Origin of the sequence: Nocardioides sp. (assembly GCF_030019515.1) — a bacterium.
Lineage (GTDB): Bacteria > Actinomycetota > Actinomycetes > Propionibacteriales > Nocardioidaceae > Nocardioides.
Map to the genome: position 1 here is coordinate 54,433 of NZ_JASEEQ010000017.1, position 19,666 is coordinate 74,098.

Genomic DNA, 19,666 nt, shown 5'->3' on the forward strand with positions numbered 1-19,666 from the left:
CCAGTGTCGGACCTGAGGAGGGTCGATGGCGTACGTGATCGGCGAGCCGTGCATCGATGTGATGGACCGGGCGTGCGTGGACGAGTGCCCGGTCGACTGCATCTACGAGGGGGCGCGGTCGCTCTACATCCAGCCGGACGAGTGCGTGGACTGCGGCGCCTGCGAGCCGGTCTGCCCGGTCGAGGCGATCTACTACGAGGACGACTTGCCCGCCGTGCTCCAGCCCTACCAGGATGACAACGCGCGGTTCTTCTCCGAGGTGCTGCCCGGACGCGACCAGGCGATCGGCGCGCCCGGCGGCGCCGCGAAGCTGGGCGCCTTCGGTGTCGACACCGCGCTGGTCGCCTCGCGTCCACCACGAGAGGGCTGAGCGATGGCTGAACCGGGCACCGATCCCGAGCTGGACCACGGCGAGACCCCGAGCATCGCCGCCCTGCTCGAGGCCGAGCACCACGAGATCGACGACGGCATCGAGACCTTCCTCGAGGGGCTCGCCCGGGGCGAGCTGCCGCTGCCGCAGCTCGCCCGGGCGGGCGCCGCGCTGCGCCGCCACATCTACCTGGAGGAGGAGTTCCTCTTCCCGCCGCTGCGCGCCGCCGGGATGCTCGCGCCGGTGCTCGTGATGCTCCGCGAGCACGGCGAGATCTGGCAGACCCTGGACGCGATCGACGACCTGGACGGGGCCACCGACCCCGACGGCCTGCGCGAGCGGTGCCGCGAGCTGCTCGACCGGCTCGCCGAGCACAACGCCAAGGAGGAGCCGATCATCTACCCGCGCGGGGACGCCGTACTCGACGCCGAGCAGACCGCCGAGCTGCTCGACTACATCGACTCCGGAGAGCTCCCGGAGGGCTGGGTCTGCGCGCAGGCGTGACGGCCCGCTGGGCATCGCCGGCGCCGCCGCGACGGTTCACAAGACCGGTGCGGCCCGCTACGTTGACCGGGAATCGTCGACTTTCGGGAGCGGCCTCATGACACTTCACGCGCAGCCGGAAGGTGGGGTCGAGCCGTCCGAGCTCAACCTCTCCAAGGGGTGGATCCAGGGCATCGCCCTGGTCATGGTCTTCGGGTTCTTCGTGATGGGCATGCTCGCCGCCCGCACGTACACCGACTCGATGCCACTCCCGGACCGGGTCGTGGGTGCCGACGGGCAGACGGTCTACACCGGCGACGACGTGACCGCCGGCCAGCAGCTCTTCCTGCGCCGCGGCCTGCAGGAGTACGGCTCGATCGTGGGCCACGGCGGCTACCTCGGCCCGGACTACACCGCGGAGTACCTGCGGCTCTCGGCCGAGGACATCAAGGACTCGCTCACCGAGGCCGGCACCCAGGACCCCGCCGAGGCCACGAGCGCGATGCTGCGCGAGAACCGGTACGACGAGGACACCGGCGAGCTGGTGTTCACCCCCGAGCAGGTCGCCGCGTTCGACGCGATCGAGCAGCACTACGCCGACTTCTTCGGCGAGGACAGCACCAAGTACGGCCTGATCCCGCGGGTGATCACCGACAAGCAGGAGATCCACGAGCTCACCGCGTTCTTCTCGTGGACGGCGTGGGCGGCGGCGGCCGAGCGGCCGGGCCACACCTACTCCTACACGAACAACTGGCCCTCCGAGCCGCGGGTCGACAACGCGCCGACGGCCGACATCGTGGTCTGGTCGGGCCTGTCCCTGGTCGCGCTCCTCGGCGGTCTCGGCGGGCTGTTCGCGCTCTACGGGCGGTGGAGCCGCCAGATCGGCTGGCACGCCACCGAGCAGCCGGCGCTCGCGTTCCGCCAGCCCGGCGAGGTCGAGATCACCCCGGCGCAGAAGGTGACGGCGTACTTCTTCTTCGTCGTCGCCCTGCTCTTCCTGGGCCAGTCGCTGCTCGGCGGCGCGATCGAGCACTACCGCGCCGACCTGGCCGGGTTCTTCGGCATCGACCTGGCGCGGGTGCTGCCGTTCAACCTGGCGCGCACCTGGCACGTCCAGCTGTCCCTGTTCTGGACGGCCGCGTCGTTCCTCGCCGCCGGCATCTTCCTGGCGCCGATCATCTCCGGACGCGAGCCACGCAAGCAGCACCTGCTGGCCTGGGGCCTGCTGGTCGCCGTCGCGATCGTCGTCTTCGGCTCGCTGGCCGGCGAGGCGTTCAGCGTGTTCGGCGCCGACTGGGCCAAGGGCTCGATCTTCTTCGACCAGCAGTGGGAGTACCTCGACCTGCCGCGCTTCTGGCAGCTCCTGCTGGTCGTCGGCCTGTTCCTGTGGATCGCGATCATCTACCGCGCCATCCGCTCGCGGCTGAAGACCGAGCACCCGTTGAACATGCCGTGGCTGTTCTTCTACGCCGGCCTGGCGATCCCGGCCTTCTACGCGGTCGGGATGCTGGCCAGCACCGGCTCGCACCTCACGGTCGCGGAGTTCTGGCGGTTCTGGGTCGTCCACCTGTGGGTCGAGGACTTCCTCGAGCTGTTCACCACCGTGATGGTCGCCTACATCTTCGTGATGCTCGGCGTGGTCCGCCGCCGGATCGCCATCCAGATCATCTTCCTCGACGTGATCCTCTACTCCGCCGGCGGCGTGCTGGGCACCATGCACCACCTGTACTTCTCCGGCACCCCGGTGGAGCACATGGCGCTGGGTGCGTTCTTCTCCGCCCTCGAGGTCATCCCGCTGACCTTCCTCACCGTCGAGGCCTGGACGTTCCTGCAGCTGGGCTCGCGCCAGCAGACCCGCAGCAGCGCGCCGTTCCCGCACCGGTGGGCGGTGATGTTCCTGGTCGCCGTGGGCTTCTGGAACTTCGTCGGCGCGGGCATCTTCGGCTTCCTGATCAACCTGCCGATCGTGTCGTACTACCAGATCGGCACCGCCCTGACGGCCAACCATGCGCACGGCGCGATGATGGGCGTCTACGGGATGATGGCCGTCGGCCTGGCGCTGTTCGCGCTGCGCTACATCGTCCCGGCGTCGCGGTGGCCGGACCGGCTCGCCAAGCTCTCGTTCTGGTCGCTCAACGTCGGCCTGGCGTGGATGGTGTTCGTGACGCTGCTGCCGCTGGGCGTGGTGCAGCTGTGGCACTCCGTGAACGACGGCTACTACGAGGCCCGCACGCTCGGCTACCTCACCGAGCCCGGCAACGCGGTGCTCGAGTGGATGCGGATGCCCGGCGACCTGATCCTGATCCTCGGCGGCGTGCTGCCGTTCCTGTGGATCACCTGGCTCGGCGTCCGCCACGGCATCAAGGCCACCACCGACACGCTGCCGCCGGAGACCCTGTTCGTGGAGGAGCACGCCGAGGCCGCCGAGGACCGCACCGGCCGGCCGGCCGACGGGGTCCGGTACGCCTCGGACCGGCGTACCGACGAGGGACTGACGTGATGGACCTGTCGCTCGGCTCGGTCAGCAGCGACGTCTGGCTCGCCAGCGCGTACTGCGTGCTGCTGGTGGGCCTGGGCCACATCATCGACGCGCTGGCGCGGCGGGCCGCGTCGGTCGCCGAGGGCGGCGCGTCCTTCGGCTTCAGCTACCACGCCGACCACGACGCCTGGCAGTGCCCGCAGGACCAGTGGCTGTGGCCGAAGTCGTTCGACCCCGACAACCGGGTGATGCGCTACCGCGGGACGCCGAGCGTCTGCAACGCCTGCCCGGTCAAGCACACGTGTACGACGTCCTCGTCGGGCCGCGAGATCCAGCGCGCCGTCGACTCCTGGCCGGCCTCCGAGGCGGCCCGCTTCCACCGGGGCATCGCCTGCTTCGTGGTGGTGATGGGACTCGTCTGGCCCGCTGCCGTCGCGGCCACCGGGCCGGGTGCCACCGGACTCCTCGTCCTCGCGGCCGCCGTCGTCGTCGCGCTCCTACTGAGCCTGCCGCTGTGGTCGCACCTGCACCGCACCCACGTGTTCCTGCCCGAGGGCATGGCGCACGTGACGCTGGACGCCTCCCTCCTCGAGCGCGAGCAGCACGCCGCGGCCTGGCACGCGCGACGCAGCAGCTACGGCTCCGACAAGCGTGCTGGCAGGAAGGTGTCCCCATGATCGTCGCGACCGTGGTCGTCCTGGTGGTGCTGGCGCTCCTGGCGCTGGTGCTCACCTCGGTGCGGATCGTCAAGGAGTACGAGCGGGGCGTGATGTTCCGGCTCGGCCGGCTCCGCGGGCCGCTGGGGCCGGGCCTGTGCGTCGTGCTGCCGGGCGTGGACAAGCTCTACCGCGTCGACCTGCGGGTCGTGGCCCTGACGATCCCGCCGCAGGAGGTGATCACCCGCGACAACGTGCCGGCCCGGGTCAACGCGGTCGTGCTGTTCCGGGTGGTCGACCCGGTCCAGTCGGTGATGGTGGTCGAGAACCACGCCGTCGCCACCTCGCAGATCGCCCAGACCACGCTGCGCTCGGTCGTCGGTCGCGCCGACCTGGACACGCTGCTCGCCCACCGCGCCGACCTCAACGAGGACCTCGCGCAGTCCATCGCCGCGCAGACCGGCCCGTGGGGCGTGGAGGTCGAGGTCGTCGAGATCAAGGACGTCGAGATCCCCGAGGCGATGCAGCGGGCGATGGCTCGCGAGGCCGAGGCCGAGCGGGAGCGGCGGGCGAAGGTGATCAACGCCCGCGGCGAGCTCCAGGCCTCCCGCGAGCTGCGCGACGCCGCCGTGACGCTGAGCGAGGCGCCGGCCAGCCTGCAGCTGCGCTACCTGCAGACCCTGCTGGAGCTCGGCGCCGACCAGAACTCCACGGTGGTCTTCCCGATCCCGATCGACATCGTGAGCCCGTTCCTCGAGGCCATGCGCACCCGCGCCCCCGCGGCCGCCGAGACCCCCGCCGTCAACGGCCACGACCGGAGCAGCACCCCGGTGCCGCGTCCCGAAGGAGAGGAAGCCCGATGACCACCGACCACGAGCACCCGGGCATCGCCTCCGGGCGGCAGATCCGACTCGAGCCGGTCCGGCCCGGCGTGTGGCTGATCATCCTGGGCGTCGTCCTCGCCGCGCTCGGTCCGCTGTTCGGCTTCCTGCTCGGCAGCATGATCGGCATCGACGAGGGCGACGACATCGACGCGATCTACCTCTACCTGTTCGCCGGCATCGTGATCGGTGGGATCGGGGTCGGCGTCGCGCTGCTCGGCGCCCGCCGGGTGCTCCGGGACCGCCGGGCGGCCTGAGCGGGTCGGCGCCCTCCGGTTCCCGCGCCCAGGTGGCGTGCGAGAGAGTCTGTCCATGACGCAGACCCCGCTCGGCCTGTTCGACACCGACTCCCTCGTCGACCCCGAGGCGCTGGCGATCCGCGACACCGTTCGCCGGTTCGTCGACGACCGGATCCGGCCGGAGGTCGCCGACTGGTACGAGGCGGGCGCCGTCCCGGCCCGGGAGCTGACCCGGGAGCTCGGCGCGCTCGGCGTCCTCGGCATGCACCTGGAGGGCTACGGCTGCGCCGGCACCACCGCGACGGCGTACGGCCTGGCCTGCCTGGAGCTGGAGGCCGGCGACTCCGGCGTCCGCTCGTTGGTGTCGGTGCAGGGCTCGCTGGCGATGTACGCGATCTGGAGGCACGGCAGCGAGGAGCAGAAGCAGGAGTGGCTGCCGCGGCTGGCGGCCGGTACGGCGATCGGCTGCTTCGGGCTGACCGAGCCGGACTTCGGGTCCAACCCCGCCGGCATGCGCACCCGTGCCCGCCAGGAGCCGTCGGGCGACTGGGTCCTCGACGGCACCAAGATGTGGATCACCAACGGCTCGGTCGCCGACGTGGCCGTCGTGTGGGCGCAGACCGAGGGCGGCATCCGCGGGTTCGTCGTCCCCACCGACACCCCCGGCTTCTCGGCGCCCGAGATCAAGAAGAAGATGTCGCTGCGCGCCTCGGTGACCAGCGAGCTGGTCCTCGACGGCGTCCGGCTGCCCGCGGCCGCGGTGCTGCCGGAGGCGACCGGCCTGTCCGGGCCGCTGTCCTGCCTGACCGAGGCCCGCTTCGGGATCATCTTCGGGTCCGTGGGCGCGGCCCGCGACTGCTTGGAGACCGCGATCTCCTACGCCCGCGAGCGGGAGATCTTCGACAAGCCGCTCGCGGCGTACCAGCTCTCCCAGGCCAAGCTCGCCGACATGACCCTCGAGCTCGGCAAGGCGATGCTGCTCGCCCTGCACCTGGGCCGGCTCAAGGACGAGGGCCGGCTGCGCCCCGAGCAGATCAGCCTCGGCAAGCTCAACAACGTCCGCGAGGCGATCGCGATCGCCCGCGAGAGCCGGACCCTGCTCGGCGCCGCCGGCATCACCTTGGAGTACCCGGTCCTGCGGCACGCCAACAACCTCGAGTCGGTGCTTACCTACGAGGGCACCAGCGAGGTGCACCAGCTGGTCATCGGCCGCGCCCTCACCGGCGAGGCGGCGTTCCGCTGAGCCGCGGCGGTCGGGGCCGGCCGAGATGTCGAGAGGCCCCCGCCGGACGCCGGCGGGGGCCTCTTCCTGCAGGTCAGGGACCTTGCAGCGCTTGTGGGCAGGGGCGGGGTCGAACCGCCGACCTTCCACTTTTCAGGCGGACGCTCGTACCGACTGAGCTACCTGCCCAAGCGACGGACACCCTACAGGAGCCGCGCCGGCCGGCGAAAACCGAGGGCCGCGGCCGATCCCGCGCGACCGGCGGTGCCTGGGCCGGCTCGATTCGTACGGCGTTCCCGGGCGCCCTATGCTTTCGCAGAGCGTGTCCGGCCCCCATCGTCTAGCGGCCCAGGACCCCGCCCTTTCACGGCGGTAGCACGGGTTCGAATCCCGTTGGGGGTGCGATCCTCGCCCCCGCTCCGCCTCGATTGGGAGCAGGCGAGGTGTGTAGGTTAGAGTTCCCTGCGCTTCGGCAACGAGGCGCAGACAGCACGATCAGCACCATCCTGGCCCCGTAGCGCAGTTGGTTAGCGCGCCGCCCTGTCACGGCGGAGGCCGCGGGTTCGAGTCCCGTCGGGGTCGCCACGCAGACGCCCCGGATCGCGAGATCCGGGGCGCTCGTCATTTCGGTCCGTCGACCCGCCCGCGGGGTCGGCGGTGTGTGAGCAACCGTCCGGGGGCTGGGTTCGGTTGCCTGGGCACCGCTGGCCGGGTGTGGTGTCGCTCGCCGCCACCCACCGATGTGGCAGGGGGTCCAGGGTCCATCGACCACAATGGGCTCATGCCGATCGAGATGGCGCCCGAGGACTTCGACGCGCTGGTCGACCGCGCCCTCGACCAGATCCCCGACGAGATCGCCGCGCTGGTGCGCAACGTCGTCGTGCTCGTCGAGGACCAGGCGCCGGCGGACGACCCGGACCTGCTCGGCCTCTACGACGGGATCGCACTCACCGAGCGCTGGGGCGGCCCGATGATGGACCTGCCCGACCGGATCCTGATCTTCCGGGGCCCACTGCTCGACATGTGCGACACCGAGGAGCAGCTCGTCGAGGAGGTGCGGATCACCGTCGTGCACGAGATCGCCCACCACTTCGGCATCGACGACGACCGGCTGCACGACCTCGGGTACGCCTGAGGGCGCGGATCCGGCGCGCCGGCGTACCGCTCAGCGTCGGTGGGTCGGCGCCGAGGAGGCCTCGCTGTCCATGTTGGCCGGGGCCTCGTCACGCCACGCGCTCGGCGGCGCCCCGGCCTCCTGACGCACGAACTCCTGGAGGAACCACCGCTGGAAGCGCTGCTGCTCCGGCGTCCGGGCCAGGGAGAGCAGCCGCTCCTCCCGGCAGAAGGCGTCGGCCAGGTCGAGCAGCTCGATGAAGCGGCCGATGGTCGCGGCGGTCTCGTGGGGCATGGCCACGTGCAGGTCCGTGGTCGCGGCGCCGGACGCGAGCGCCCGGTCGATCTGGTCGGCGCCGATCCCCTCGCGCAGGTCGCGCTCGAGCGAGCCGAACAGGTCGGAGAGGTTCTTGGCGAGCGGGTACTCGTGCTCGTGGGCGAGCGCGAGCAGGCGGACCTCGCGGCGCAGCTCGCGGTAGTGGCCCTGGAAGTCCACGAACGTGCGCAGCGGGACCCCGCGGATCTCGATGCGCAGCTCGTCGGCCGCAGCCTGCGCCGACGTGGCCGGCGCGACGACACCGGTCACCACGCCCTCGACCAGGTCGCCGGGATGGGTGCTCGGCACGAACCAGACGATCTTGCCGTCGTCCTCGACCTCGACCCCCCAGGCCGTCGAGCACCGGGCGACGATGCTCAGCCCCCGGCCGAACGTCAGCAGCAGGTCATCGTCGTCGTGCGGCTCCGGGCCCGGCATCAGGGGTACGTCGGTCGACCCGTCCCGCACCTCGACCCGCGGATGCTCGCGGGTGCCGCGCACGCGCACCGACAGCGGCGGCTGGGCGTGCAGCAGCGAGTTGGTGACCAGCTCGGAGACCCCGAGCTCGGCGCACTCCTCGAGCTCGGTGCGCCCGATGTCGTGACAGGTGCTCACCACCCAGCGGCGTGCGTCCTGCACGCCACGAGGACCCGAGCCCAAGGACAGGGCTGGCCTGTTCAGTGGCACGGTTGGTCTCCACAACGGCTGGCGGTTGGCGGCGATGCCATTGTCCGCTCGTGTACCCGGGGCCCTTCCGTGCGAAACCTCGGTGGCCTACGAGGTATTCGGCGGTCCAGACGGCTACTCGCGACGTCATCGTGCGCCGGAGGTCGTTGTGACCGACGGTACTCCTGCGAACTGGCCCGCGCTCGGCTGTCCCGGAAGAATGCGGGTACGGAGGAGCGTTGGGTCGATAGCAGCACCATCCCCCACGAGGGCCCCGACGAGGATCCCGACGAGAGGTCAGCGATGGCAGGCACCGAGCTCGCCCGGCCGGTCCCGGGTACGACGCCGCACCGGCACCAGGTGGTCGTCATCGGGTCGGGGTTCGGGGGGCTGTTCGGCACCAAGGCGCTGCGCCGGGCCGACGTGGACGTGACGATGGTCGCCAAGACCACCCACCACCTGTTCCAGCCGCTGCTCTACCAGGTCGCCACCGGCATCCTCAGCCAGGGGGAGATCGCGCCGCCGACCCGGGAGGTCCTCAGCGGCCAGCGGAACGCCACCGTGCTGCTGGGCGAGGTGACCGAGATCGACCTCGCCGCCCGGACCGTGACCTCGCAGGTCCTGGGCCGGCCGACGGTGACGCCGTACGACTCCCTGGTCGTGGCCGCGGGCGCCGGCCAGTCCTACTTCGGCAACGACCAGTTCGCCGAGTACGCGCCCGGCATGAAGAGCATCGACGACGCGCTGGAGCTGCGCGGCCGGATCTTCGGCGCCTTCGAGATGGCCGAGCTCGGCGCGGCGCGCGGTGACCACATCGACCACCTGCTCACCTTCGTCGTGGTCGGCGCCGGCCCGACCGGCGTGGAGATGGCCGGCCAGATCGCCGAGCTCGCGCACCGCACGCTGCGCAAGGACTTCCGCTACATCAACACCCGCACCGCCCGGGTGATCCTCGTCGACGCCGCCCCGCAGGTGCTCCCGCCGTTCGGCGCGAAGCTCGGGGCGAAGACCAAGACCGAGCTGGAGCGGCTCGGCGTCGAGGTGGTGCTCGGCGCGATGGTCACCGACGTCGACGAGCGCGGCATCGAGATGAAGTTCAAGGACGGCCGGGTCGAGCGGGTCGACACCGTCACCAAGATCTGGGCCGCCGGCGTCCAGGCCAACCCCCTCGGCCGCACCCTCTCGGAGCAGACCGGCGCGCCCCTGGACCGGGCCGGCCGGATCGCGGTCAACCCCGACCTCACGCTGCCCGGGCACCCCGAGGTGTTCGTGGTCGGCGACATGATCGCCCTGGACAACCTCCCCGGGGTCGCGCAGGTCGCGATCCAGGGCGCGAGGTACGCCGCCGACGAGATCGAGCGGCGGCTGCGGTCCAAGCCCTCGCGGGGTCCGTTCAAGTACTTCGACAAGGGCTCGATGGCGATCATCAGCCGGTTCCGCGCGGTCGCGATGATCGGCCGGGTCCGGGTGACCGGCGTGCTCGCGTGGCTGATGTGGCTGGGTCTGCACCTGGTCTACATCACCGGCTTCAAGAGCCGGATCACCGCACTGCTGCACTGGGCGGTCTCGTTCGTCGGCCGCGGCCGCGCCGAGCGGACCACCACCGAGCAGCAGATCTTCGCGCGCAGCGCACTCGGCCGGCTCGAGCACGGCGCCGCCGACCTGGTCTCCGACCCCGGTGCGTACGACGCCGCCCGGGACCTGCTCGAGACCACCCGCCGCGCCGAGCTCGAGGCGCAGGCCCTCGAGGAGGCGCGCCTCACCGACGCCGGCGAACGGGGCGTGAGGACCGGCGACCGCGCCGGCTGACCGGGCCGTCGGCGGGCTGCGAGTTTCATCGGCCGGCCGATGAAACTCGTGCCTGGACGATGAAACTTTGTCGTCCAGGCACGAACTCTGTCGGCCGGCCGATGAAACTCGGAAGCAGTCCGGTCGACCCCTACTCGAAGTAGCTCGGGGTCGGCGTGGCGGGGCCGTCCCCACCGGCGGCCCGGTGGGCGGCGATCGCCTCGCGGGCCCAGCGCGGCAGGATGAACAGCCCCTCCGCCTCGACGGTGACCCCCTCGGCGTCCATCACGTGGCCCCGGGCCCAGGTCTTGATCCCCTCGCTGCGCTCGATCCACGCCTCGGCCCGCAGGTCGCCCAGCGGCGTCCCGCGCCGGTAACGCAGGGTCAGCGTCGCGGTCATCCCCGGCTTGCCGCCGGCGCCGGCCGCCTCGCCGAGCATCTGGTCCAGGATCAGCGCGGACACGCCGCCGTGCACCAGCCCGGGCGGACCCTCGTACGCCGCGCCCAGGTGGAAGTCCGACCAGGCCCGCCCGGTGTCGTCGTGGTCGATCATCAGCGGCGGGGCGATCGCGTTGCGCAGCCCCACCACCGAGTTCCCCCACGGCCGCCCCCGGCCGGTCGCGCCGAAGCGGACGCCGTACGGCCCGTCGAGCTGCTGGGCCCGCAGCCGCGCCGTCAGCGCCTCGACCTCGGCCTGGATCGCGCGGACCTCGTCGTCGTCGACCTCGGTGCGGATGGTGGCGTCGACCAGCTCGCGCACGGCCTGGGTGAACGGCCCGTAGAGCGCCTTCTGGCGCTCGAGCTCCTCGGCGCTGATGTCGTCCTGCACGTATCCGGGCACGCCCGGATCCTAGGACAGGTTCCATTTGGTGGAATGGGTTCGTGACCGACCTCTCCGTCCCCGACGCCCGGCTCCACCACTCCTGGGCGGCCGCGATGGCGGAGTACACCGCCGTCGGCGAGGAGGAGCCGCACGGGTCCGGGCTCTGGGACCTGGATCGCGTCGACGTCACGCTCGCCGGCTGCCAGGAGCTCGTCGCCCACCTGCTCGCCCAGCGCGACCCGGCGACGCAGCCGCCCGAGGGCAGGGTGCACTGCACCTACCTCTGGATCACCGAGGCGACCGAGGCCGCGGAACGCGCCGGCGCCGAGCCGGAGTTCGTCGGCTACCTGGCGCTCCGGCACACGCTCACCCCGTGGCTGCTCGAGGAGGGCGGGCACATCGGCTACTCCGTGCGCCCGTCCCGGCGGCGCGAGGGGCACGCCTCGCGGGCGCTGGTCCTCGCGCTGGACCGGGCCGCGGCGCTCGGCCTGGACCGGGTGCTGCTCACCGTCGACGAGGCGAACGTCGGCTCCCGCGGCGTCATCGAGCGGGCCGGCGGGGTCTACGAGGACAGCCGTCGTGGCAAGCGGCGCTACTGGATCGCGACCGGCGCGCCGGCCGACCAGCCGGCCGACCAGCCGGCCGACCAGCCGGCCGACCAGCCGGTCACCGGGGCCGGTAGTGCACCTCGGAGCGCCGGGCGTGGAGCACCCGCATGAACTCCGCCGGGTCGACCATGCCGGCGTCGAGGACGTACGGCGTCCTCCCGCGCCGGTAGAACAGCACCCGCCAGGACCGGTCACCCGGGACGCCGATGACGTCGACCGGGGAGCGGGTGTCGGCGAGGTCGAAGACGTGCCGCCCGCCGCCCTGGGTGACCTCCAGCCGGGTGCCGCTCACCGTCACCGTGGCGACCGGGCGCCGCGACCAGGCCCGCCACGCGACCCCGGTGGCCAGCAGCAGGAGCCCGGCGAAGCCCAGGGTGACGACGCCCGGGTCGGCGTACGCCACGCCCGCCTCGATCGCGGTGAGCAGCGCGGCTGCGAACAGCAGGAACCCGGCCACGCGTCGGGCGGTCGGCTCGACGCTGAGGTCGAGGGTGGCGGCGGCGCTCGAGGAGGCGGCCGCGTGTGCGTCCGAGGAGTCGCCGCCGTGGTCGTCGGGCGCAGGAGTGACGAGCGCGGCCGACGTGGCCGCGCCCGTCGATCCCCGTGCGTCCGAGGCCCCGCCACCCTCCGGAGGCGGCGGGACCGCGGCAGGATCCGACTGCCGGGACGAATCGGTGAGCCCCGGAAGGGCGGCCCGGGCGAGGTCTTCGATCACCGCGAGACCGGGCTCGCGCTCGTGGTGAGCCAGCCAGCGGTTCAGCAGGTCGAAGGAGGACGCCTGGGGTCTCCTCCGGAGTCGCGCTCCCCATACCCCGAGAACGCCCCGGTGAATCCCGCGTTATGGTCGCGGACGGCACTGGTCTGGTCCACCCGCGCCGGCGACAGCGGGGACCTCGCAAATAGAGTGAACCGCCGGCGTCTCGGGTCACCGACGGTTCAACAGTCCGAGAGGCTAGAGGCACCGACCGTCCGCGCGCACCAGTTTCCCGGCAAAGTCCGCGACTGGAGTAGACCGGTTTCTGGTCAGGCGGGGTCGAGAACAGCGCGGAGCCGGGCCGACCGACGAGCGACGACGAGCACCAGGCCGAGCGTGCCGAGCTGGAGGGCGGGGACAGCGACCGGCGCGGTCGCCACGAGCACGGTGGCGGTGGCGGCGCCCGCCACCAGCCCCAGCAGGATCCACAGGGAGTGCGCGACCTCGCGCAGCGGGGGGACACGACACCGGACCACTCGAGCGACGCGCCAGACCCGCCAGCCCCTCGTCCTCGTAGCGGCGTAGCCACGCATGGACCGACTGCCGCGAGACACCCCACCGCTGCGCGGCCTCACCGACCGACACACCCCCGGACAACACCGCCAGCACCGCCAGCACCGCTTGATACTTCTGCTCCTGCACGCTGAGCTCCCTGATCATCAGGGAGTGTCAAGGAGGTACCGGAGCCAGCGTCAAGCAACTACCGAAGCCACGTAAAGCACGAACCCGAGCCACTCCGTCAAGGAGGACCCGAGCTCATACAGGTGGGTGGGTGGGCCCCGTGGGTCTCGAACCCACAACCCGCGGATTAAAAGTCCGCTGCTCTGCCAGTTGAGCTAGAGGCCCCCCGGGGAACAGGACTCTATCCGGGAGAGCCGTGCGGACGGCATCACGACCCGCTCCGAGAAAGTCGTCGCCCCGGCACGGCATGTTCGTCGGCGCCGTGGGGCACGTGTGCAGGATCGCGGCCCGCTGACGGCACGCGGAGGGCGTGAACCGAGGCGGGCATGGACGCTTGGGAGGGCGCGTGCGAATGAGGTCGACGTCGACCCGTCGAGGCGGCACACCGCGGACGGACGCCGGCCCTCCGCGGAGGGGGTGGCGCCACTGACCTGACCAGGACCCGGGAATCGATGGGTTCGCCGGAGGGCGGCCGCGGGGGGTGGGTCGGCCGCGACGAGGTTCTGACACAACCACTGTGCTCTGCACGACTCGGGAGGGAAGAAGATGAAGAAGTTCACTGGGACCACGGCCGGGAGGGCCGCGATCCTGATCGTTGTCATGATGATGTGCCTGCTGTCCGCACAGGCGGCGACCGCCACCAGCTCGCAACGCTCGGCGCTCTCGGAGCGGCCGGTCGCGCACACCAAGAAGGGCGACCTGACCTCGCGGATCGTCGGGTCCACCGGCGACGGTCGCCAGGTCACCGGATCGTTCGTGCCGCTGAGGTTCATCAAGCGTGACGGCAAGCTGCTCGTTCGTGGGCTCGTCCAGGGCGTCGTGCACGAGCGCGACGGCTCCACCACCACGTTCGCCAAGCTCAAGACCGCTCGCGTGAAGTCGATCAACGGGACGCCGGCCCGCGCCGGGTCGCGCACCACCGACCGGGCGGCCTGCGACATCCTGCACCTGGTGCTCGCACCGCTGAACCTCGACCTGCTGGGCCTGCAGGTCCACCTGGACCGGGTCGTGCTCGACATCGTCGCGCAGTCCGGGGCCGGCAATCTCCTCGGCAACCTGCTCTGCGCCGTCACGGGTCTGCTGGACGGGGGAGTCGGTGGCCTGCTCGGGCGGCTGACCAACCTGCTGAACCAGATCCTCGGCGTGCTCCGCCTGGGGTGATCCGGCGACCTCGGCCGGGGTCCGCGACCCGGGAGGAGTCGCGGGTCCCGGCCGGAGGGTCGGCCGTCGAGGCGTCTGCGAGAAGGGGACCCTCGTCGGGCGCCCGGGACGAAGGTCTCTACTCGGCGGCGCACGACCGTGGTCCGATCGGGGGTGTCTGCGGCGGCCGCGAGGGCCGGGCCGCACCACGCAGCGGGAGGCGGCATGGCGGCCAGGTTCGGGTATCGGGCGCCGCGGCGGCGCGAGGAGCTGCTCGCGCTGTTGGGGGAGTACGGCGAGCGGGCGCGCGTCCTGGCCGGCGGGACCGACCTGCTCGGCGATGTCCGCAGCGGCCTCGCGCACCCGGAGGTGATGGTCGACCTCAAGCGGGTCGAGGGCTACCGCGAGCTGGGCTGGAGCGCCGACGACGGCCTGCTCATCCGGCCCGGGGTGACGATCAACGACCTGCTCGGGGACGATCGGGTCCGTGCGTCGTACCCGCTGCTCGCGGCCTGCGCGCAGGACCTCGCCTCGCACCAGATCCGCAACCGCGCCACGGTGATCGGCAACGTCGTCAACGCCTCCCCGTGCGCGGACCTGTCGCCCGCCCTGCTCTGCCTGGGCGCGCACGCGGTGCTCAGCTCGCAGGAGGGCCGCCGGGAGGTGCCGTTCACGGAGTTCTTCACCGGCGCCAAGCGCACCGTGCTGCGCACCGGCGAGCTGCTCGAGGAGGTCGTCGTACCGCCCGCCGGTGCCGACGCCCGCGGCAGCTACCACAAGCTCAAGCGGATCAAGGGGCACGACCTCGGCATCGTCGGCGTCGCCGCGCTGGCCGAGGACGGCGCGCTGCGGCTCGGCATCAGCTCCTGCGCCCCGACGCCGCTGCTCGTCGACGGGCTCTCGACGCACGACCCTGTCGACGAGGTGGTGGCCGCGGCCCGGGCCGCGATCAGCCCGATCAGCGACGTGCGCTGCACGAAGGAGTACCGGACCCACATGGTCGGCGTCTACGTGCGCCGGGCGCTCGAGGAGGTGGCGTGATGCTGATCTCGGTGACCGTCAACGGCGACGTCTTCGAGCGGGAGGTCGAGGAGCACTGGACGCTGCTGCGCTTCCTGCGCGACGGGCTGGGGCTGACCGGCACGAAGGAGGGGTGCGGCGCCGGCGAGTGCGGCGCCTGCACCGTCGAGCTCGACGGCCGGACCGTCAACTCCTGCCTGGCGCTGGCGGTCGAGGCGGACGGCGCCAGCATCCGCACCATCGAGGGTGAGGCCGACCAGGGCCGGCTCTCGACGATCCAGGCGGCGTTCGCCCGCCACCACGCGGTCCAGTGCGGGTTCTGCACCGGTGGCATGGTGATGTCGGTCCGCGACCTGCTGCAGCGCAACCCGCGGCCCACGGTCGAGGAGATCAAGGAGGGCATCGAGGGCAACTTCTGCCGGTGCACCGGCTACGAGCAGATCGTCGAGGCGGTCCTGGACGCCTCCGGCCAGCTCGACGCCGCGAAGGGGGTGCTGCGGCATGTCTGACCGGCTGCGGACTGTCGGTGCCGACGTCCCCCGCGTCGAGACGGTCGAGAAGCTGACCGGCGACGCGCTCTACACCGGGGACCTGCTGCTGCCGGGCATGCTGCACGCGAAGGTCAAGCACAGCCCCCACGCCCGCGCCCGGATCCTGCGCATCGACACCGCCCGCGCCGAGGCCCTCCCGGGGGTGCGCGCGGTCCTCACCGGGCACGAGCTCGACTACCGGATCGGCCTGTACGTCGTCGACAAGGACATCCTCGCCAAGGACGTGGTCCGCCACTTCGGCGAGGCGGTCGCCGCGGTCGCCGCCGACACCCCGGAGATCGCCGGCGAGGCCGTCGGCCTGATCGAGGTCGAGTACGACGTGCTGACCCCGGTGCTCGACCCGATGGCGGCGATCCGGGACGACGCGCCGCTGGTGCACCCCGACCTCGGCAGCTACGCGTACGTCGAAGCCGCGTTCAGCCCGCAGCCCGGCACGAACATCGCGCACCGGCAGCTGGTCCGCAAGGGCGACCTCGACCGCGGCTTCGCCGAGGCGGAGTGGATCGTCGAGCGCGAGTACACCAACCCGTCCGTGCAGCACGTCCCCCTGGAGACCCACGTCGTGGTCGTGCAGTGGAAGGCGGGCGACCAGGTGACGATCTGGACCAGCGCCCAGTCGCCGTTCACCGTGCGCAACCTCTTCTGCACCGCCCTGCGGCTGCCGCTCAACCAGGTCCGGGTGGTCGTCCCGCACGTCGGCGGCGGCTTCGGCGGCAAGGCCGGCATCCACCTCGAGCCGCTGGTGGCCTGCCTGTCCCGCAAGGCGGGCGGCCGCCCGGTCCGGCTGCAGGCGACCCGCGAGGAGGAGTTCAGCCTGCTCCCGTGCCGCAGCGCACTGACCTACCGGATCCGGACCGGCGTGCGGTCCGACGGCACCATCACCGCCCAGCAGATGACGATGTACTGGGACGCCGGTGCGTACGCCGACTACGCCGTGAACGTGACCCGCGCGTCCGCCTACTCCTCCGGCGGCCCCTACGACATCCCGAACGCCGCCGTCGACGCCTACGCGATCTACACGAACAAGCCCTACGGCACGGCGTACCGCGGCTTCGGTCACGTGGAGTTCTTCTGGGGCCTCGAGCGGCACATGGAGCTGGTCGCGCAGGCCATCGGCATGGACTCCCTGGAGTTCCGGCGCCGGAACCTGCTCCGGCCCGGCTCGCTCACGCTGACCGGCGAGCGGATCACCGAGCACACCGGCGACCCGCGGGCCTGCCTCGACGCCGTCGCCGAGGCGATCGACTACGGCCGGCTCACCGCGGCGGAGGCCGAGCACGAGCGCACCACCGGCCGGAAGGTCGGGAAGGGCGTCGCCACCCTGCACAAGGCGCCGGCGATGCCCTCGTTCACGGCGACGGCCGCCGTGGTGAAGATGAACTCCGACGCCAGCGTGGTGGTGAACATCGCGCTGATGGAGATCGGCCAGGGCTGCGACACCGCCCTCGCCCAGATCGTCGCGGAGCGGCTCCGGTTCCCGGTCGAGCGGGTGAAGGTGGCCGTCGAGCGGGACACCGACAAGGACCCCTACGACTGGCAGACCGTGGCGTCCAAGGGGCTGATCCTCTCGGGCAACGCCTGCCTGCTGGCCTGCGACGACCTGCTGCGGCAGGCCTACGAGGTGGCCGGCCAGGCGCTGCGCGCGAACGTCGTCGACCTCGACCACGACGCCGACCGGGTCTTCGTCGCGCACCGCCCGGAGGAGTCGGTCACGTTCGCCGAGCTCTCCATCGGCTACGCGTTCCCGAACGGCAACGGCATCGGCGGGCCGCTGGTCGGGGTCGGGCGCTACATCGCCCAGGGCCTGACGAACCTCGACAAGGAGACCGGGCAGGGCCTGCCGGCCCTGGACTGGACGTACGGCGCGCACGGCGTCGTCGTCGACGTCGACCCCGAGACCGGCGAGTTCGACGTGCTGGCCATCTCCTCGGCGTACGACGTCGGCCGGGTCGTGAACCCCGGGCTGGTGCGCGGGCAGGCGATCGGCGGCATGGTGCAGGGCCTCGGCACCGCCCTGTGCGAGGGCTACATCTACGACCAGCAGGGCCGGCTGCTGAACCCGTCGTTCACCGACAACAAGATCCCGACCGCCCGGGACATCCCCGCCCGGATCGACAGCGCGGTCGTGGAGACCGCTCAGCTCGACGGCCCGTTCGGTGCGCGCGGAGTGGGCGAGCACCCGATGATCTCGGTGGCGCCGGCCATCGGCAACGCGATCCAGCACGCCACCGGCGCGGAGCTCCTGCACATGCCGATGCGCTTCGAGGACGTATGGCGGGCGCTGCGCAGCCACGACCCGATCGACAACTGGATCACCGAGACACCGGTCGGCTCCTGCCGTTCCGACCTGCCCGGCGGCGACGCGACGGTGCACCCCGCCGACGCGGTCGCCCACCCGGGCTCGACCCACACCCCGGAGGTAGCACTGCCATGACCCGTCCCATCGAGGTTCGCAAGGTCCCGATCGAGCACGTCAGCGACGCCGCCGGCCTGGCCGACCTGATCGACCAGGGCGTGTTCTCCGCCGACGACGTGATCGCCGTCGTCGGGAAGACCGAGGGCAACGGCGGGGTGAACGACTACACCCGGATCATCTCCACGAACGCCTACCGCGCCGTGCTGGAGGAGAAGGGGACCCGGACCAAGGAGCAGGTCGCGGAGGTCCCGCTCGTGTGGTCCGGCGGCACCGACGGCGTCATCAGCCCGCACGCGACGATCTTCGCCTACGCGCCCGACGGCCGGTACCGGCCGACGGACGAGCCGCGGGTCACCGTCGGCTACGCGATGAGCGAGGTCCTGCTGCCCGAGGACATCGGCCGCCCGGCGATGGTCGAGAAGGTCGCCGCGGGCGTCCGGGTCGCGATGGAGCGGGCCGGGATCACCGACCCGGCGGACGTGCACTACGTGCAGACGAAGACGCCCCTGCTGGTCCAGGACACCATCAACGACGCCGAGCGGCGCGGCGAGACCGTCTACACCCACAACACGCTGGAGTCGATGGACGTCTCCAACGCGACCACCGCCCTGGGCATCGCGGTGGCGCTGGGCGAGATCGAGATGCCCACGGCGGAGCAGATCTTCCACGACCTGTCGCTGTTCTCCGCGGTCGCCTCCTGCTCCTCGGGCGTCGAGCTCGACCAGGCGCAGATCGTGGTCGTCGGCAACGCCCGCGGCGTGGGCGGCCGGTTCCGCGTCGGGCACAGCATCATGAAGGACGCCCTGGACATGGACGGGGTCTGGGAGGCGATCCGCGACGCCGGCCTGGACGACCTGCCGGCCGACTGCATCCACCCGCGGCACATCAAGGGCCGGCTGGTGAACCTCTTCCTCAAGTGCGAGGCCGACCCGACCGGCCGCGTCCGGGGGCGGCGCAACATCATGCTGGACGACTCCGACGTGGCCTGGCACCGCCAGATCAAGGCGTGCGTCGGCGGCGTCGTCGCCGCCGTCACCGGGGACCCGATGAACTTCGTCTCGGTGGCCGCGGTGCACCAGGGCCCGTCCGGAGGCGGACCGGTGATCGCGATCGTCGACCTGGAGGCCTGAGCTCGGCCGCCGGCACGATCGAGATCCTGCGGGACGGCGACGGTTCGCCGTCCCCCTGTCGGCGCTCGACGCGTCGCCGGGCGCGGTCGGGGGCCCTGCCGGAGACCCGGCCGGAGGCCGGGCCGGACGCCGGCCGGCACCTCGACGGGTACGCCGCGGAGGGGCCCCGGCGTACCTCCGACGGCTGATGTCGCCCGCCGACCACGCCCCGGTCGGCGACCGTTCATCGCGACCCGTGAGATTTCCTGCCTCAGGGAGTTGGCGTGGGGCCGGGGATTGGTAGCCTGTGCAGTGCAACAGGTGCAAGTTCCAGCAGGTCTGACGCCCGCG

Annotated in this window: 19 protein-coding genes, 4 tRNA genes and 1 pseudogene; 17 read left to right on the forward strand and 7 right to left on the reverse strand. The window is 71.9% G+C overall.

Features of this window, described 5'->3' with window-relative positions; genetic code table 11:
- Positions 1-25: 25 nt before the first annotated feature.
- From fdxA to QMC84_RS19775, 7 genes are all read left to right on the forward strand, one after another.
- Entirely contained in the window at positions 26-370 is a 345-nt protein-coding gene (gene fdxA / locus QMC84_RS19745; RefSeq protein ID WP_300377832.1) for a ferredoxin, read from the forward strand.
- Between the two features lie 3 nt (positions 371-373).
- Positions 374-874, forward strand: a complete 501-nt coding sequence (locus tag QMC84_RS19750; protein ID WP_300377835.1) for a hemerythrin domain-containing protein — start codon at positions 374-376, stop codon at positions 872-874.
- Between the two features lie 97 nt (positions 875-971).
- Entirely contained in the window at positions 972-3,353 is a 2,382-nt protein-coding gene (locus QMC84_RS19755) for a cbb3-type cytochrome c oxidase subunit I (RefSeq protein ID WP_300377838.1), read from the forward strand.
- The gene (locus QMC84_RS19760; protein WP_300377840.1) at positions 3,350-4,009 is read left to right on the forward strand and encodes a hypothetical protein; all 660 of its coding nucleotides are present in this window, start codon (positions 3,350-3,352) and stop codon (positions 4,007-4,009) included. Before QMC84_RS19755 ends, QMC84_RS19760 begins: the two co-directional genes overlap by 4 nt.
- Complete coding sequence (locus tag QMC84_RS19765) at positions 4,006-4,851, forward strand: SPFH domain-containing protein (protein ID WP_300377842.1); 846 nt, start codon at positions 4,006-4,008, stop codon at positions 4,849-4,851. The genes QMC84_RS19760 and QMC84_RS19765 overlap by 4 nt, the downstream gene beginning before the upstream one ends.
- Positions 4,848-5,126, forward strand: coding sequence for a hypothetical protein (locus QMC84_RS19770; protein ID WP_300377844.1), 279 nt, complete (start codon positions 4,848-4,850; stop codon positions 5,124-5,126). The genes QMC84_RS19765 and QMC84_RS19770 overlap by 4 nt, the downstream gene beginning before the upstream one ends.
- Positions 5,127-5,181: 55 nt before the next feature.
- Positions 5,182-6,351, forward strand: a complete 1,170-nt coding sequence (locus QMC84_RS19775) for an acyl-CoA dehydrogenase family protein (protein WP_300377848.1) — start codon at positions 5,182-5,184, stop codon at positions 6,349-6,351.
- A gap of 94 nt (positions 6,352-6,445) precedes the next feature.
- Here the strand turns inward: QMC84_RS19775 and QMC84_RS19780 are convergent.
- Positions 6,446-6,519, reverse strand: a tRNA-Phe gene (locus QMC84_RS19780).
- A gap of 140 nt (positions 6,520-6,659) precedes the next feature.
- Between QMC84_RS19780 and QMC84_RS19785 the strand changes: the two genes are divergently transcribed.
- The 3 genes from QMC84_RS19785 (at position 6,660) to QMC84_RS19795 (ending at position 7,465) form a co-directional block, all read left to right on the forward strand.
- A tRNA-Glu gene (locus tag QMC84_RS19785) sits at positions 6,660-6,732 on the forward strand.
- Positions 6,733-6,838: 106 nt separating this feature from the next.
- Positions 6,839-6,915, forward strand: a tRNA-Asp gene (locus tag QMC84_RS19790).
- Between the two features lie 196 nt (positions 6,916-7,111).
- Positions 7,112-7,465, forward strand: a complete 354-nt coding sequence (locus QMC84_RS19795) for a metallopeptidase family protein (protein WP_300377851.1) — start codon at positions 7,112-7,114, stop codon at positions 7,463-7,465.
- Positions 7,466-7,495: 30 nt separating this feature from the next.
- On the opposite strand, the gene QMC84_RS19800 is transcribed toward QMC84_RS19795, so the two are convergent.
- Entirely contained in the window at positions 7,496-8,398 is a 903-nt protein-coding gene (locus QMC84_RS19800; RefSeq protein WP_300377854.1) for an ATP-binding protein, read from the reverse strand.
- A gap of 330 nt (positions 8,399-8,728) precedes the next feature.
- Between QMC84_RS19800 and QMC84_RS19805 the strand changes: the two genes are divergently transcribed.
- On the forward strand, positions 8,729-10,234 hold the full coding sequence (locus QMC84_RS19805; RefSeq protein ID WP_300377856.1) for an NAD(P)/FAD-dependent oxidoreductase: 1,506 nt from the start codon (positions 8,729-8,731) through the stop codon (positions 10,232-10,234).
- A 130-nt stretch (positions 10,235-10,364) separates the two neighbouring features.
- Here QMC84_RS19805 and QMC84_RS19810 read toward each other — a convergent pair whose 3' ends face one another.
- The gene (locus QMC84_RS19810) at positions 10,365-11,054 is read right to left on the reverse strand and encodes a PaaI family thioesterase (protein ID WP_300377858.1); all 690 of its coding nucleotides are present in this window, start codon (positions 11,052-11,054) and stop codon (positions 10,365-10,367) included.
- Between the two features lie 41 nt (positions 11,055-11,095).
- Here QMC84_RS19810 and QMC84_RS19815 point away from each other — a divergent pair, with 41 nt between their 5' ends.
- Entirely contained in the window at positions 11,096-11,755 is a 660-nt protein-coding gene (locus QMC84_RS19815; protein ID WP_300377860.1) for a GNAT family N-acetyltransferase, read from the forward strand.
- On the opposite strand, the gene QMC84_RS19820 is transcribed toward QMC84_RS19815, so the two are convergent.
- The 4 genes and pseudogenes from QMC84_RS19820 to QMC84_RS19835 form a co-directional block, all read right to left on the reverse strand.
- Positions 11,703-12,359, reverse strand: a complete 657-nt coding sequence (locus QMC84_RS19820; protein ID WP_300377862.1) for a hypothetical protein — start codon at positions 12,357-12,359, stop codon at positions 11,703-11,705. The two genes, QMC84_RS19815 and QMC84_RS19820, sit on opposite strands and share 53 nt — an antisense overlap.
- Positions 12,360-12,667: 308 nt before the next feature.
- On the reverse strand, positions 12,668-12,874 hold the full coding sequence (locus QMC84_RS19825) for a hypothetical protein (protein WP_300377925.1): 207 nt from the start codon (positions 12,872-12,874) through the stop codon (positions 12,668-12,670).
- Positions 12,855-13,055, reverse strand: a pseudogene (locus QMC84_RS19830) (helix-turn-helix domain-containing protein); the annotation flags it as partial. The pseudogene QMC84_RS19830 and the gene QMC84_RS19825, both read right to left, overlap by 20 nt.
- 116 nt (positions 13,056-13,171) lie before the next feature.
- Positions 13,172-13,244: transfer RNA gene (locus QMC84_RS19835), tRNA-Lys, on the reverse strand.
- 381 nt (positions 13,245-13,625) lie between these two features.
- Between QMC84_RS19835 and QMC84_RS19840 the strand changes: the two genes are divergently transcribed.
- The 5 genes from QMC84_RS19840 to QMC84_RS19860 all read left to right on the forward strand — a co-directional run bounded on the left by QMC84_RS19840 (position 13,626) and on the right by QMC84_RS19860 (position 19,336).
- A complete protein-coding gene (locus QMC84_RS19840) occupies positions 13,626-14,240 on the forward strand; it encodes a hypothetical protein (protein WP_300377865.1) in 615 nt (204 codons plus the stop codon).
- Between the two features lie 204 nt (positions 14,241-14,444).
- Positions 14,445-15,260 carry an FAD binding domain-containing protein gene (locus tag QMC84_RS19845; protein WP_300377868.1) on the forward strand — a complete coding sequence of 272 codons (816 nt, stop codon included), beginning with the start codon at positions 14,445-14,447 and terminating at the stop codon, positions 15,258-15,260.
- A complete protein-coding gene (locus QMC84_RS19850; RefSeq protein WP_300377923.1) occupies positions 15,260-15,748 on the forward strand; it encodes a (2Fe-2S)-binding protein in 489 nt (162 codons plus the stop codon). Before QMC84_RS19845 ends, QMC84_RS19850 begins: the two co-directional genes overlap by 1 nt.
- Complete coding sequence (locus QMC84_RS19855) at positions 15,741-18,224, forward strand: xanthine dehydrogenase family protein molybdopterin-binding subunit (RefSeq protein WP_300377871.1); 2,484 nt, start codon at positions 15,741-15,743, stop codon at positions 18,222-18,224. The genes QMC84_RS19850 and QMC84_RS19855 overlap by 8 nt, the downstream gene beginning before the upstream one ends.
- Entirely contained in the window at positions 18,221-19,336 is a 1,116-nt protein-coding gene (locus QMC84_RS19860) for a ring-opening amidohydrolase (protein ID WP_300377873.1), read from the forward strand. The genes QMC84_RS19855 and QMC84_RS19860 overlap by 4 nt, the downstream gene beginning before the upstream one ends.
- Positions 19,337-19,666 lie beyond the last annotated feature (330 nt).

Bases quoted from the DNA above. Each gene is read 5' to 3' on its own strand.
- QMC84_RS19750 (WP_300377835.1), top strand. From the start codon at position 374: ATGGCTGAACCGGGCACCGATCCCGAGCTGGACCACGGCGAGACCCCG.
- QMC84_RS19840 (WP_300377865.1), top strand. From the start codon at position 13,626: ATGAAGAAGTTCACTGGGACCACGGCCGGGAGGGCCGCGATCCTGATC.
- QMC84_RS19855 (WP_300377871.1), top strand. From the start codon at position 15,741: ATGTCTGACCGGCTGCGGACTGTCGGTGCCGACGTCCCCCGCGTCGAG.
- fdxA (WP_300377832.1), top strand. From the start codon at position 26: ATGGCGTACGTGATCGGCGAGCCGTGCATCGATGTGATGGACCGGGCG.
- QMC84_RS19850 (WP_300377923.1), top strand. From the start codon at position 15,260: ATGCTGATCTCGGTGACCGTCAACGGCGACGTCTTCGAGCGGGAGGTC.
- QMC84_RS19795 (WP_300377851.1), top strand. From the start codon at position 7,112: ATGCCGATCGAGATGGCGCCCGAGGACTTCGACGCGCTGGTCGACCGC.
- QMC84_RS19805 (WP_300377856.1), top strand. From the start codon at position 8,729: ATGGCAGGCACCGAGCTCGCCCGGCCGGTCCCGGGTACGACGCCGCAC.
- QMC84_RS19765 (WP_300377842.1), top strand. From the start codon at position 4,006: ATGATCGTCGCGACCGTGGTCGTCCTGGTGGTGCTGGCGCTCCTGGCG.
- QMC84_RS19845 (WP_300377868.1), top strand. From the start codon at position 14,445: ATGGCGGCCAGGTTCGGGTATCGGGCGCCGCGGCGGCGCGAGGAGCTG.
- QMC84_RS19770 (WP_300377844.1), top strand. From the start codon at position 4,848: ATGACCACCGACCACGAGCACCCGGGCATCGCCTCCGGGCGGCAGATC.
- QMC84_RS19755 (WP_300377838.1), top strand. From the start codon at position 972: ATGACACTTCACGCGCAGCCGGAAGGTGGGGTCGAGCCGTCCGAGCTC.
- QMC84_RS19860 (WP_300377873.1), top strand. From the start codon at position 18,221: ATGACCCGTCCCATCGAGGTTCGCAAGGTCCCGATCGAGCACGTCAGC.
- QMC84_RS19775 (WP_300377848.1), top strand. From the start codon at position 5,182: ATGACGCAGACCCCGCTCGGCCTGTTCGACACCGACTCCCTCGTCGAC.